The organism is Neisseria sp. P0022.S010 (genome assembly GCF_051956635.1).
The window spans coordinates 1-13,610 of sequence record NZ_JBQCXF010000061.1 but is presented as its reverse complement, the minus strand read 5'-3'; the positions used below and the strand labels follow the sequence as shown (position 1 = coordinate 13,610).

Sequence of the window (13,610 nt, the reverse complement as noted above, 5' to 3'; positions counted from 1 at the left end):
GGAGCGCGGTTTATTGTGCTTGAACCGAGAAAGGCATATCGATTTTTTGCCATTGCGCGCTTTCGTAGTCCAGCGCATCGGCGATGAGGGGGTGTTGCTCCAGCCATTGGGCGTTGATGCGCAAGATGAAGCTGTGGTTGCTTTCATCAATGCGAAGCTGGGTTTGCGGCGGTAAATCGAGCGGCAGGCGCGAGCGGCAGAAGAGGGCGGCCAGACGCAGGGACAATACGGCACACCACATGATTTCGTTGTCGCCGATAATATCCGCCATTTTCTTGAGGTCGCCGCGATGGCCGATAACCAGTTGCGCCAAAATGGTTTGCTCTTTGCGTGAGAAGCCCGGCATATCGGCGTTTTCGAGAATGTAGGCGGAGTGTTTGTGATAACCGGTATGGGCGATATCCAAACCGATTTCATGTAGACGGCCTGCACGGCTGAGGTATTGGTTCCACAGGGCAAGCTCTTGAACGGTTACGTTTTTGGCGTGGCATAGGCTGTTCATAAAGGCTTGCGCGGTATCGGCAACGCGTTTGGCTTGGTTGAGGCTGACGTGGTAGCGTTTTTGGAACTCTGCCGTTGTCTGTTCGCGCATATCGACATTGAGACTGCGGCCGATTAAGTCGTAGAACACGCCGTCGCGGAGTGCGGCTTCGGTAACGGTCATTTTGGTCAGCGAGAGTTCTTCAAAAGCGGCCATCATCACGGCCAACCCGCCTGCAAAAACTTCGACACGTTCGGGTTTGAGGTTTTCAAATTTGGCTTTTTTAACCGAACCGGCTTCGATAATCCTATCGGCAAGATAACGCATGCCTTGGGCGGTAATATCGGCTTCTTGCGGCAATTCGGCCGCCAAAACGTCGCGTATGGATTTGGCCGAACCGGACGTGCCGATAGCGAAATCCCAACCGGTGCGCTTCATCAGTTTGCTGATGCGTTGGATTTCGATACGCGCGGCGGAAACGGCGGCTTGGAAATCTTTGACGGTAATTTTGTTTTGGAAGAAGCGCATGCTGTACGTTACGCAGCCTAAAGGCAGGCTTTCTGTGGTCAGCGGTTGCAAATCCGAACCGATGACAAATTCGGTCGAGCCGCCGCCGATGTCGATAACCAGCATTTTGTCGCCTTTGGGCGGCAGGGTATGCACTACGCCGGTGTAAATCAGACGCGCTTCTTCGCGGCCGGCAATGACTTCGATGGGGAAACCCAGCGCCGCTTCGGCACGGGGCAGGAATTGGGCGATGTTTTTGGCGACGCGGAAAGTGTTGGTGGCCACCACGCGCACGTTTTCAGGTTGGAATCCGCGCAGGCGTTCGCCGAATTTTGCCAAACATTCCAAGGCTTGTTCTTGAGAGGCTTCGCTCAGGTTTTTTTGTTCGTCCAAGCCGGCGGCAAAGCGTACCATTTGTTTGAACGAGTCGATGACTTTCAGCTGGCCGTTGTTGTTTTCACAAATTTGCAGGCGGAAACTGTTGGAACCCAAATCGACGGAGGCTAAAACGTTGGCGGGAGTGGTGGTCATAAAAAATACCGCTTGATTAGAAAAACCTAAATGTTACTTGAGGCGGTATCACTTGACAATAAAAGGAATACAGCTCTTTGATTCTGCTCATAGATGTATTTTATAATGCCGATATTTAAGCAAATATATCAAAGGCCGTCTGAACTTTTCAGACGGCCTAAAAAGAGAAACACATGAAATCGGAAAACCAAGATTCCTTATTTTTATCACGCCGCCGCCTGTTGCAAGTCGGCGGAGCCATGCTTTTGACGCCTGCGGCCGCATGGGCGGGGGCGCAACGTGAAGAAACGCTGGCTGATGATGTGGCGTCCGTGATGCGCAGTTCGATCAATAGCGCCAGCCCTGCGCGGCTGGTGTTTACCGATGCAAGGGAAGGGGAGCGTTGGTTGGCGGCGATGTCTTCCCGATTGGCACGCTTTATTCCCGATGAAGGCGAGCGCCGCCGTCTGCTGATCAATATCCAATACGAAAGCAGCCGGGCCGGACTCAATACTCAAGTGATTTTGGGTTTGATTGAAGTGGAAAGCGCGTTTCGCCAATATGCCATCAGCGGCGTGGGTGCGCGCGGTTTGATGCAGGTGATGCCGTTTTGGAAAAACTATATCGGCAATCCGTCGCACAACCTTTTCGACATCCGCACCAATCTGCGCTACGGCTGCACTATTCTGCGCCATTACAACAATATCGAAAAAGGCAATATTGTCCGCGCGTTGGCAAGGTTTAACGGCAGCTTGGGCAGCAACAAATATCCGAATGCCGTATTGGGTGCGTGGCGGAATAGATGGCAGTGGGGTTGAGCGGCTTGCGATTTGCCCCATGCAATTCCTTTGAATCCTGTATAATCAGAAAATCTGTTAATTCACACTTTCAGACGGCCTTTCGCAAATTTAAGGCCGTCTGAAACATTATTTATGGCAAGAGATAACCGCATTCAAATGTTTCCGCACGAATGGCGTGCCAGTACCACACTCTCCGGCGTTTACGCACTGCGTATGCTGGGGATGTTTTTGGTGCTGCCTGTTTTGGCGATGTATGCCGCTTCGTTGCCCGGTGCGGAAGATAATAAAGCATTGGTCGGTATGGCAATGGGCATTTACGGGCTGACACAGGCCTTGTTACAGTTGCCATTGGGCATCGCTTCCGACAAGTTCGGCCGTAAAAAAGTGATTTATATCGGCTTGATTGTGTTTGCCGCCGGTAGTTTTTTGGCCGCAGTTGCCGACAGCCTGCAAATGCTGGTTGCCGCGCGTGCCATTCAAGGCGCGGGCGCCGTCAGCGCGGCGGTAACGGCTTTGCTGGCGGATTTAACCCGTAGCGAAGTGCGGACGCGTGCGATGGCGATGATCGGCCTGAGTATCGGCTTGACCTTCTCCGTCAGCCTGGTGCTTGCCCCGATGATTGCCAGCTTTATCGGCGTATCCGGCCTGTTTGCGCTGACCGGTATCCTGACGGTAATCAGTATCGGCGTGGTTGCGTGGATGACGCCGGAGCCGGAAGAGTCAAAATTGCACGAAGACACGCAGGCGCAGCCTTCGCGTATGGGCGAAGTATTGAAAAACCGCCAGCTGCTCAATCTCGACTTCGGCATTTTTGCCTTGCATGCGGCGCAAATGGCATTATTTACCGCATTGCCGTTTGCCATGACGCAGTTGGGTTTGGAAAAAATCCATCACTGGCAAGTCTATCTGCCGTCAACCATTACCGGCCTGATTATTATGGTGCCGCTGATTATCGTTGGTGAAACGCGCAACAAACTCAAGCAAGTGTTTATTCTCGGTATCGTCTGCATTGCCGCGGCACAAATTGGCTTGTTGTTTGGCATGCACTCAATATGGTTGATTACCGCTTATTTGATTGTTTATTTTATTGGTTTCAATGTATTGGAAGCCAGCCTGCCGTCTATGGTATCGAAAATCGCCCCGTCCGATTTGAAAGGAACGGCGATGGGCGTGTATAACACATTACAGTCAGTCGGCTTGTTTGTCGGCGGCGCAACCGGCGGCTTATTGTTCCAAAAATATGGGTTTTCAGGCGTTTTTACCTTTTGTAGCGTATTGATGCTGCTGTGGCTGGTATTGGCACTCATCTTACCGGCACCAAAACCCGTCAAAAACCTCAGCTATCCGCTTAACGCCGAATGGCAACAAAATCCGGATTTGCTTTACCAAAAACTGACCGAAATTGAAGGCGTCGAAAGCATCAGCTTCAGCGCAGACAAACAAACCATTTATATCAAGGCCTTGCAAAAAGGATTCGACCAAGAGGCCGCCGAAAAAATCATCACAGGAGTGTAAAATGTCATTGAATAAAGTTATCCTCATCGGCCGTCTCGGCCGCGACCCGGAAGTCCGCTATATGCCCAACGGCGAGGCCGTCTGTAACTTCAGCGTTGCCACCAGCGAAACTTGGAACGACCGCAACGGCCAACGCGTAGAACGTACCGAATGGCACAACATCACCATGTACCGCAAACTCGCCGAAATCGCCGGCCAATACCTGCGTAAAGGCAGCCAAGTGTACCTAGAAGGCCGTATCCAAAGCCGTAAATACCAAGGCAAAGACGGCATCGAGCGCACCGCTTACGACATCATCGCCAATGAGATGAAAATGCTCGGCAGCCGCAACGACAACAGCGGCGGCGCACCATACGATGACGGCTACAACCAAGGCAGTCATTCAAGCCAAAGCAGTTACCAACAAGCGCCTCAACAGCAATACCAATCTGCCCCGGCGCAAGAACCCCCGGCCGCCCCGGCCCGTCGTCCTGCTCCGGCACAACCGACCGCTCCAGTTGAGGATATCGACGACGATATTCCGTTCTGAGTTATGTAATGAATTAAGATTTAGTTAATTTCAAGCCCTCTAATGACTTTGATAGGTATATTAGAGGGCTTTTCTTTTTTGAAAAAACTGTTTAACGGGCAAATTTCTTACTGTAATTAATCCCATGTAGTAAAATCTAGTGTTAATTACTCGATGTTCAATAAAAAATAGTTACAAAATAAACAGTCATTGCAATTTCATTAATAAAGCATGGAAGGCTTTATTTTTAATTTCTTATAAAAGCTAACGAGGTACCTAGGAAAAATATGGGAAAACAAATAACCTACAACCAGCATCCAGAACAGCAAGCCCGCGACATTATCGATAAAAAACTGGAGCAGGCAGGCTGGACGATACAGTCGGTGAAGCACTTTAATCCCAACAATGGTTTGGGCGTAGCAGTGCGTGAATACCCTACAGACAGCGGGCCGGTAGATTATTTGCTATTTGTCGATAGAGAGCCGGTTGCCATTATTGAAGCCAAAGAAGAAAACTTTGGCCATAAGCTCAACACAGTGGAAGAGCAAAGCGCGCGTTATGCCGATAGCGAACTCAAACATATCCCGCAAGCGGATATTGCTTTTTTATATGAAAGCACAGGTGTAATTACCCGCTTTACCAATCGCAACGATCCTGCCCCTCGCGCCCGTGAAGTATTTCATTTTCATCGTCCTGAAACATTGCAAAAATGGGCAAGCGAGGGCAAAAATACCCTGCGCGCCAAACTCAAGGCTATTCCTCCACTCAATCCCAACCATCTGTCTGCGGCCGAACTTGGTTTGCGCGATTGCCAATTAACCGCCATCGAAAATATGCAAGACTCTTTGGCAAAAGATTTACCGCGCGCCTTGATTCAAATGGCCACAGGTGCAGGTAAAACTTATACCGCCATCAGCATTATGTATCGTTTGCTCAAATACACAGGCAAACGCCGCATCTTGTTTTTAGTCGATACCGTCAATTTGGGCGAACAGGCCGAGCAGGAAATGTTGGTTTTTACCCCGTCTGACGACAACCGCAAATTTACCGAACTCTACAACGCCCAAGTGATTAAATCGCCGCACATTCCCAAAGGCGTAGAAGTTTGTATTTGTACCATTCAGCGCATGTATTCCCTATTAAAAGGGGAAGAGATGGCGATACCGGATGAAAGCGTGGAATTAGAAGAATGGGAAAACCGCTTAAAAGAGCCCTTGCCCGTTGCCTATCAACCGGACCTGCCACCCGAATTTTTTGATTTTATCTTTATCGACGAATGCCATCGCTCCATTTACAACCTATGGCGACAAGTATTGGATTATTTTGATGCCTATCTGATTGGCTTAACCGCCACACCGGACAACCGCACTTTTGGTTTTTTCAATCAAAATGTCGTCAGCGAATACAGCCATGAGCAAGCCGTTGCCGATGGCGTAAACGTAGGCAACGAAGTCTATCTGATCAATACCAAAATCAGCCTGGATGGCGGCAAATTCAAAGCAGAAGAGCTGGTCGAACACCGCGAACGCACCACACGCCGCAAACGCTGGCAGCAGCAAGATAGCGATGAAGACTATACCGCCAAACAACTCGACAGGGATGTTGTCAATCCAAGCCAAATCCGCACCATTATCCGGACATTCCGCGACCATTTACCGGTGATGTTCCCAAATCGTCAAGAAGTACCCAAAACCTTGATTTTTGCCAAAAACGACAGCCACGCCGACGACATCATCAAAATGGTGCGTGAAGAGTTCGGGCAAGGCAACGAATTCTGCAAAAAGATTACGTACAAAGCCAAAGACGATATTGTGGGAGAGAACGGCGAAATCATCGAACAAGGCGAAGAACCCAAAACCGTCTTGGCGAATTTCCGCAACAGCTACAACCCGCGCATCGCCGTTACCGTCGATATGATTGCCACAGGAACGGATGTCCGCCCGCTCGAATGCCTGCTGTTTATGCGCGATGTCAAAAGCCGCAACTATTTCGAGCAAATGAAAGGGCGCGGCACACGCACGCTTGATAAAGAAGGCCTGCAAAAAGTCAGTCCTTCCGCATCATCCGCCAAAACCCATTATGTGATTGTCGATGCCATCGGTGTTACCAAATCGCTTAAAACGGCAAGCCAACAATTAGACACCAAGCGTTCGGTCAGCTTTTCCGATTTAGGAAAAGCCGTCGTCTTCGGCGGCGCATTTGATAGCGACAGCATCAGCTCACTGGCGGCACGCCTTGCCCGTTTAAACAAACAGCTGGATAACGAACAACAGCAGCAGATTACGGCCATCACAGGCGGCATTCCATTATCGCAACTGGTCAAAGATTTATTTCACGCCATCAATGCCGATGAAGTTCATCAAGCTGCCTGTGAACAAGAAGGCATTTCCATCGATGAGATGCCGTCTGAAGAAAATCTTGCCAAGGTTCAAAAACAACGCGTCAAAGCCGCCACACGTCCGCTTTCCATGGAACTCATCACCACATTGGACGACATCCGCAAACAAAACGAGCAGAAAATTGACGCCGAGATTGATGAAGTCATCCACGCAGGCTGGGCAGAAAATGATGAAACCCTGACCCAAGATTTTGCCGAATGGATACGCAGCAACAAAGACGAAATTACCGCCTTGCAGATTTTCTATAATCAGCCTTATCAACGCCAAGCCTTAAGCCTTGCGATGATTAAAGAGCTGGCGGCCGCCATCAAAAAAGCCAAACCGAAATTGGCATTCAGCCATATCTGGCAGGCGTACGCGCGTTTGGATAACGTCAGCGAACAGGCAGAAAGCGAACTCACCGCCTTAGTCAGCCTTGTTCGCCGCGTGATTGGCATTGATGACAAAATCACGCCGTTTACCAAAACCGTGCGTAAAAACTTCCAAACCTGGACCTTTGAACACAACGCCCGCGCCGACAAACCGCTGACCGAAGAACAAATGCAATGGCTGACCATGATTCGTGACCACATCATCACTTCCTTTGCCATCGAAGAAAACGACTTTGAACTTACCCCGTTCAACCAATACGGCGGATTGGGTCAAGCCTATGATGTATTGAGCGAAGTCGCCGCTAACGACCAAGACTTTAACACCCTATTAGACGAGATTAACCGACAATGGACAGCATAACAATGACCACAGAACAGCAATTGCCTGAAGGGTGGAAGAAAACGACTTTGGGAGAAATCTGTGAGATTTTTGATAGTAAAAGAGTTCCATTAAATAGGGAACAAAGAGAACAGCGCATCAATAATAAAAAAACTGACGAACTCTTTCCTTATTATGGTGCGACAGGTGAGGTTGGAAAAATTGATGATTATATTTTTGATGGAGAATTTGTTTTATTAGGAGAGGATGCAGCTCCTTTTTTCGAACCAAATAAAAATGTTGCTTATTGCGTTAAAGGGAAGTTTTGGGTAAATAATCATGCTCACATTTTAAGCTCATCAGTTTTGGAAAATTTATATATTTGCCATTATCTGAACCAATTTAATTTTAGTGGTTATGTATCAGGTACAACTAGACTAAAACTCTCACAAGGTTCGATGAAAAAAATTCCCATTATCTACCCAACCAGCAAAGAAACCCAACAAGCCATCGTTAATAAAATCGAAAGCCTGTTTGACGAAATCGACGAGGGCATAGGCCGTCTGAAAACCGCAGCGCAGCAAATCCAACAATACCGCCAATCCCTGCTCAAAAACGCCTTTAACGGCGAACTCACCAAAGAATGGCGCAGCAAGCACGCAGACACCTTGCCGTCTGAAAACGAACTGCTCGCCCAAATTCAGACGGCCCGAGAACAACACCACGCCCAACAGCTTGCCGACTGGCAAACAGCCGTCAGCCAATGGGAACAAAATGGAAAAGAAGGGAAAAAACCGAGCAAACCCAAAGCACCGACAAAAGCGGTTAAGTTTGAAGAAAATTTTGCAGATTTGCCGAGTGGGTGGATATGGGGAAAATTATCAGACCTAGGAGAGTTAGCTCGTGGAAAATCGAAACATCGCCCAAGAAATGATAAAAAACTTTTTGGAGGGAAATATCCTTTTATTCAAACGGGAGAGGTTCGTGCTGCAAATCGAATCATTAAAAAATATGAACAAACATATAGTGAATTTGGATTAGAGCAAAGCAAACTTTGGCAGAAAGGGACTCTTTGTATCACAATCGCTGCAAATATTGCTGAAACTGCCTTTTTAGGATTTGACGCTTGTTTTCCCGATAGTATCGTCGGGTTTTCTGCTTCAAAAGCGGTATTACCAGAATATATTGAATTATTTATAAAGTCTGCGAGAACCAAAATCGAATCTTATGCTCCTGCGACAGCACAAAAAAACATTAATTTAAATACTTTAGAGAATTTAATCGTTCCGTATTGTTCCCTAACCGAACAAACCCAAATCGTTGCCATTTTAGAAAGCAAACTTACCGCCTGCGACCAACTCGCCGCCGAACTTTCTAAGCAACTCAAACAAGCCGAGCTGCTTAAACAGGCGGTCTTAAAAGCGGCTTTTTCAGGCAGCATTTTGGATAAATAAATTAAAGAGAAAACGAATATGACCACAACGCAAAACCACACTTCAAACGCCATCGTCCAAAAGGTTTGGAGTTTCTGCCATATGCTGCGCGATGACGGCGTAAGCTACGGCGACTATTTAGAACAAATTACTTATCTGATTTTCTTGAAAATGGCGTTTGAATACAGCCAGCCGCCCTACAAACGTGATGTCGGCATTCCTGAAGAATACAACTGGAAAAGTCTGACCGACCGCACGGGCGCGGAATTGGAAAGCCATTATCTTGCTTTGTTGCGCGATTTAAGTATGCGTAAAGGCTTGCTTGGGCAAATCTTTGCCAAGGCGCAAAACAAAATCCAAGACCCTGCCAAATTATCCCGTTTGGTGGCGATGATTGATGAAACCAAATGGACGCGCTTGGGCGTGGATGTGAAAGGCGATATTTACGAAGGCATTTTGGAAAAAAATGCCGAAGATACCAAATCAGGCGCAGGGCAATACTTTACGCCGCGCGCTCTGATTGAGGCGATAGTCGAATGCGTCCGCCCGCAGGCAGATACCCTGATTGCTGACCCGGCGGCAGGTACCGGCGGTTTCCTGCTGGGTGCATACAGCTATCTGGAAAAACATGCCGATTTAAATGCCGAGCAAAAAGCGCGGTTAAAAAACGGGACGTTTTTCGGTAATGAAATTGTCGCCAATACCCGCCGTTTGTGTTTGATGAATCTGTTTTTACACGGCATCGGCGAAATGGACGGCGAAAGCCCGATCAGCTCCGATGATTCCTTGGTTGCGCCAAGCCCTCGCAAAGTGGACTTGGTTTTGGCCAATCCGCCGTTCGGCAAAAAAAGCACCATGACCATTACCAATGCCGAGGGTGAAGCCGAAACCGAAGATTTTGTCTATAACCGCCAAGACTTTTGGGCAACCACTTCCAACAAACAAGTCAACTTCTTGCAGCATATTTACACCATGCTCAAAAACAACGGGCGTGCGGCCGTAGTCGTGCCCGATAATGTGCTGTTTGAAGGCGGCGCAGGCGAAACCGTGCGCAAAAAACTCTTGCAGATGACCGATTTGCATACAATTTTGCGTTTACCGACGGGGATTTTCTACGCCCAAGGCGTGAAAGCAAATGTGTTGTTCTTTGACAACCGCCCCGCACAGGAAAAAGCCGTTACCCAAGAAGTCTGGGTATATGACTACCGCACCAACGTGCATCACACGCTGAAGAAAAAACCGATGCAGTTGGCAGATTTGCAGGATTTCATTGCCTGCTATTGTCCTGAGGACCGTTCAAAACGTGTGGAAACCTATCATGCCGAAAACAATCCCGACGGACGCTGGCGTAAATTTAGTATCGATGAAATCAATCAGCGAGAAAAAACCAGCCTGGATATTTTCTGGCTGAAAGACCATTCTTTAACCGACTTGGACAATCTGCCCACCCCCGATATTTTGGCCGAGGAAATCATTGAAAATATCGAAGCGGCTTTGCTGAATTTCCGCAGCGTTGCAGCGCAGTTGGGAGAAAACGAATAGAAAAGCATCTGATGCCTTGTTGATTGGGTTGTCATTAGGTTGGCTAGGCTTTGTGTTTAGAAATAGTTATTGCCACTGAAAGTTTAAGGGTTGTCTTGATGCTCGGTTGCTTTATATGAATATTTTTCTATTTTTGAACAACGTAAAGGCCGTCTGAAAATAGACTTCAGACGGCCTTTAAAATGATTTAATTTAAAATGATTTAAAAGAAAATCCTACATTTGTACCGAGCCGTTAACAGTCAGGCTGATTTCTTCCGAACCCGGAGAAGCCGGTACGCCATCTTCTATTCCTGCCGCCACTTCTGCGGCGGGGATTGCACGCAGCATTTTGGCGTGTGCAAAGTCGCCGCCGACTGGGCGGTTGCCGATATGGCCCAGGTTGAGTTTGATGATTTTGTAGCTGGAGAAGCCGAGTGTTTGGGCGAGGTTTTGGGCGCGGTCTTTGAAGCGCAGGATAACGGCTTTGCTCAGTTGGTCGACGGTTTCTTCGCGTTTTTCTTTGGATACGGAAAATGAAGAGTTTTCCAAAACGGCGATATTGATGCTGTCGGCAATCAGGCGGTTGAGCGCTTCAAAGTCTTTGCTTTCTACTTTGAAGTAAGCGTGTTCTTCCCAGCCGGTTTGGGTGCGTTTGCCGTTGGTGTATTGATAGCGTGGGGACGCGTTGCGCTCCATCAGCTCGGCTTTAAATTTGCTGTTTTGGGAGATTTTGTTGAACTGGTTGAATTTCTTCATGAAGGCTTGGTTGACAGCTTGACGGTCTTTGCCTTCTGCATTGACGCTGAAATACGCGGTCATGGTGTCCCGTGGTACTTCCATGTTGGCGGATTCGGAAAATTCAACGATGTTGTAGTTGAGGCTTTCTGCTGCTACGGGCAAGGAGGCGGCTAGCAGTAGGGCGGTAAAGGCTGGACGGAGCATTTTGGTTTCCTTATAAGGGGATTTCAAAAAAGTAATTTAGCATGAAAGATGGAAACGTTGGCTTTGGTGAGTGTAAGGATTTGTATGGGATGAGGCCGTCTGAAAAGAAGTTACTTTGTATCCATCAGGCTGACTTCATGGGGATTGAGGCGGGCGTTTTCTTCTTGGCCTAAGCCGACCAATTTCCGCAAGCGGGTCATGTAGGCGTTGACATCAAGGCCCCGTCTGTAGCGTTGTGCTTCCCAGATGGTTTCTGCTAAGGCTTCCATCATATCGTGTTCGGCTTTGACCCAGTCGCCGTTGTAACGGGCGCAAAGTTGTTGGTGGATGGCACGGATGCCCGGGGGCTGGTCGATGGCGCTTTGCTCTTGTAGTGAAAGGTGTAGCGACATATGCAGGAATGGGTTACTTTCGCCGTCTTCGGGCAGCCATTCTTTATCTAAATATTGTTCGATGTTTTCGAGATAGTGTCCGTATTCGGGATGGGCTTCGATAATGCGTAAGGCTTTTTGCTGTAGGCCGTCCAATTGGAGCGGTGCGAGCCTGTGTTGCCAGACGTGGGCAAAAAATCGGCGGACATCGTGGGTGTTTACGTCATACATGATGGGTGTAATTTGATTTTGGGATATGTGATTATATAGCGATTGCGATAAAAAGGCCGTCTGAAAAGTGTGTTTTCAGACGGCCTTTGTTTGATAGGGTTTAGCGGCGGTCGATGATTCGGTAATATACTTCGCCGTCTTGAACATAGCCCAATTCGACGCGGGCAATTTCGGCGATGGCCTCTTGTCCGTGTGCCAAGTCTTCAACTTCCGCATTGAGGAAATTGTTGCGTAAAGTGAGCGTTTGGTTTTTTTCCTCCTGACGGACGAGCTGCTCCTGCAATTCTTCCGTATGCCCGACGCTGCCTTTGCCAAACCAAAGGCTGTACTGACAGCACAAAAGTGCGAAGGTTAAAACAAAAGTCACCCACTTCATACAATCAATATCCTATATTTTTCTTATTTGCCCAGTTGGTAGAATGCGGCTTTGCCAGGGTAGTAAGCGGCTTCAGCCAATTCTTCTTCGATGCGCAACAATTGGTTGTATTTCGCCATGCGGTCAGAACGGGACAGGGAGCCGGTTTTGATTTGCATACAGTTGGTGGCAACTGCCAAGTCGGCAATAGTGCTGTCTTCGGTTTCGCCGGAACGGTGGCTCATTACGCTGGTGTAGCGGTTGCGTTTGGCCAAGTCAACGGCTTTCAGGGTTTCGCTCAATGTACCGATTTGGTTTACTTTAACCAGCAATGCGTTTGCCACGCCTTTTTCGATGCCTTCAGCCAAGATTTTTGGATTGGTTACGAACAAGTCGTCACCGACCAATTGAACTCTGCCGCCCAATTTTTCGGTCAGCAGTTTCCAGCCTTCCCAGTCGTTTTCGTCCATACCGTCTTCGATGGAAATGATTGGGAATTCGTTAACCAGGCCTTCCAAGTATTCGGCAAATTCTGCGCTGGTGTAGGAGCGGCCTTCGGCTTCCAAGTGGTATTTGCCGTCTTTGTAGAATTCGCTGGATGCGCAGTCCAGGGCAAACAATACGTCTTCGCCTGCTTTGTAGCCTGCAGCTTCGGTTGCTTCGACGATCAGTTGCAGGGCTTCTTTGTGGCTGTTCAGGTTAGGTGCGAAACCGCCTTCGTCACCAACGGTAGTTGGGAAACCTTTGCCGTCACACAGTTTTTTCAGTGCGTGGAAAATTTCGGCGCCGCAACGCAGAGCTTCGCGGAAAGATTTTGCGCCGACAGGCATGATCATGAATTCTTGGATGTTCAGGCTGTTGTTGGCGTGTTCGCCGCCGTTGATTACGTTCATCATCGGAACCGGCAGAGCCATTGGGCCTGCGCCGCCCAAGTAACGGTACAGCGGCAGGCCTGAATCTTCGGCAGCCGCGCGTGCTACGGCCATGGAAACGGCCAAAGTGGCGTTGGCGCCCAAGTTGCCTTTGTTTTCAGTACCGTCCAATTCGATCATGATTTGGTCGATATAAGATTGTTCGCTGGCATCGATGCCGATGAGGGCTTGCGCGATTTGGTTGTTAACGTGGTCAACGGCTTTCAATACGCCTTTGCCCAAGTAACGGGATTTGTCGCCGTCACGCAGTTCCAAAGCTTCTTTTTGGCCGGTTGATGCGCCGCTTGGTACGGCTGCGCGTCCCATGACGCCGGATTCCAACAATACGTCACACTCTACGGTAGGGTTGCCGCGGGAGTCCAAAATTTCGCGTGCAAAAATATCAACGATTGCGCTCATGAATATCTCCAAAT

Annotated in this window: 11 protein-coding genes; 6 read left to right on the top strand and 5 right to left on the bottom strand. The window is 48.6% G+C overall.

The genetic code is table 11. The annotated features are described in order from the left end of the window. Positions 1-10 precede the first annotated feature (10 nt). Entirely contained in the window at positions 11-1,519 is a 1,509-nt protein-coding gene (gene ppx / locus ACTHUT_RS08040) for an exopolyphosphatase (protein WP_440385746.1), read from the bottom strand. Between the two features lie 173 nt (positions 1,520-1,692). On the opposite strand from ppx, the gene ACTHUT_RS08035 reads away from it, so the two are divergent. The 6 genes from ACTHUT_RS08035 (at position 1,693) to ACTHUT_RS08010 (ending at position 10,385) form a co-directional block, all read left to right on the top strand. Then, positions 1,693-2,316, top strand: coding sequence for a lytic transglycosylase domain-containing protein (locus ACTHUT_RS08035; RefSeq protein WP_003746174.1), 624 nt, complete (start codon positions 1,693-1,695; stop codon positions 2,314-2,316). Positions 2,317-2,430: 114 nt separating this feature from the next. Beyond that, positions 2,431-3,813: an MFS transporter gene (locus ACTHUT_RS08030; RefSeq protein WP_036491405.1), complete on the top strand. Its 1,383-nt coding sequence runs from the start codon at positions 2,431-2,433 to the stop codon at positions 3,811-3,813. Position 3,814: 1 nt separating this feature from the next. Further along, positions 3,815-4,342 (top strand): single-stranded DNA-binding protein, encoded by a 528-nt coding sequence (locus ACTHUT_RS08025; protein ID WP_003746178.1) that lies wholly within the window; start codon positions 3,815-3,817, stop codon positions 4,340-4,342. A gap of 266 nt (positions 4,343-4,608) precedes the next feature. Then, complete coding sequence (locus tag ACTHUT_RS08020; protein WP_440385747.1) at positions 4,609-7,452, top strand: type I restriction endonuclease subunit R; 2,844 nt, start codon at positions 4,609-4,611, stop codon at positions 7,450-7,452. Positions 7,453-7,454: 2 nt separating this feature from the next. Next, positions 7,455-8,864, top strand: coding sequence for a restriction endonuclease subunit S (locus ACTHUT_RS08015; RefSeq protein WP_440385748.1), 1,410 nt, complete (start codon positions 7,455-7,457; stop codon positions 8,862-8,864). A gap of 18 nt (positions 8,865-8,882) precedes the next feature. Further along, entirely contained in the window at positions 8,883-10,385 is a 1,503-nt protein-coding gene (locus ACTHUT_RS08010) for an N-6 DNA methylase (protein ID WP_440385749.1), read from the top strand. 215 nt (positions 10,386-10,600) lie between these two features. Here the strand turns inward: ACTHUT_RS08010 and ACTHUT_RS08005 are convergent, their stop codons facing one another. The 4 genes from ACTHUT_RS08005 to eno all read right to left on the bottom strand — a co-directional run bounded on the left by ACTHUT_RS08005 (position 10,601) and on the right by eno (position 13,596). Next, positions 10,601-11,308, bottom strand: coding sequence for an SIMPL domain-containing protein (locus tag ACTHUT_RS08005; RefSeq protein WP_440385750.1), 708 nt, complete (start codon positions 11,306-11,308; stop codon positions 10,601-10,603). A gap of 110 nt (positions 11,309-11,418) precedes the next feature. Continuing rightward, positions 11,419-11,910, bottom strand: coding sequence for a DUF1841 family protein (locus tag ACTHUT_RS08000; protein ID WP_107768938.1), 492 nt, complete (start codon positions 11,908-11,910; stop codon positions 11,419-11,421). A 100-nt stretch (positions 11,911-12,010) separates the two neighbouring features. Further along, entirely contained in the window at positions 12,011-12,286 is a 276-nt protein-coding gene (gene ftsB, locus ACTHUT_RS07995) for a cell division protein FtsB (RefSeq protein ID WP_003679613.1), read from the bottom strand. 23 nt (positions 12,287-12,309) lie between these two features. Beyond that, positions 12,310-13,596, bottom strand: a complete 1,287-nt coding sequence (gene eno, locus ACTHUT_RS07990; RefSeq protein WP_440385752.1) for a phosphopyruvate hydratase — start codon at positions 13,594-13,596, stop codon at positions 12,310-12,312. Positions 13,597-13,610: the final 14 nt, after the last annotated feature.

Coding starts and splice junctions, on each gene's coding strand:
- ppx (WP_440385746.1), bottom strand. CDS start 1,519: ATGACCACCACTCCCGCCAACGTTTTAGCCTCCGTCGATTTGGGTTCC.
- ACTHUT_RS08030 (WP_036491405.1), top strand. CDS start 2,431: ATGGCAAGAGATAACCGCATTCAAATGTTTCCGCACGAATGGCGTGCC.
- ACTHUT_RS08015 (WP_440385748.1), top strand. CDS start 7,455: ATGACCACAGAACAGCAATTGCCTGAAGGGTGGAAGAAAACGACTTTG.
- ACTHUT_RS08005 (WP_440385750.1), bottom strand. CDS start 11,308: ATGCTCCGTCCAGCCTTTACCGCCCTACTGCTAGCCGCCTCCTTGCCC.
- ftsB (WP_003679613.1), bottom strand. CDS start 12,286: ATGAAGTGGGTGACTTTTGTTTTAACCTTCGCACTTTTGTGCTGTCAG.
- ACTHUT_RS08025 (WP_003746178.1), top strand. CDS start 3,815: ATGTCATTGAATAAAGTTATCCTCATCGGCCGTCTCGGCCGCGACCCG.
- ACTHUT_RS08010 (WP_440385749.1), top strand. CDS start 8,883: ATGACCACAACGCAAAACCACACTTCAAACGCCATCGTCCAAAAGGTT.
- eno (WP_440385752.1), bottom strand. CDS start 13,596: ATGAGCGCAATCGTTGATATTTTTGCACGCGAAATTTTGGACTCCCGC.
- ACTHUT_RS08020 (WP_440385747.1), top strand. CDS start 4,609: ATGGGAAAACAAATAACCTACAACCAGCATCCAGAACAGCAAGCCCGC.
- ACTHUT_RS08035 (WP_003746174.1), top strand. CDS start 1,693: ATGAAATCGGAAAACCAAGATTCCTTATTTTTATCACGCCGCCGCCTG.
- ACTHUT_RS08000 (WP_107768938.1), bottom strand. CDS start 11,910: ATGTATGACGTAAACACCCACGATGTCCGCCGATTTTTTGCCCACGTC.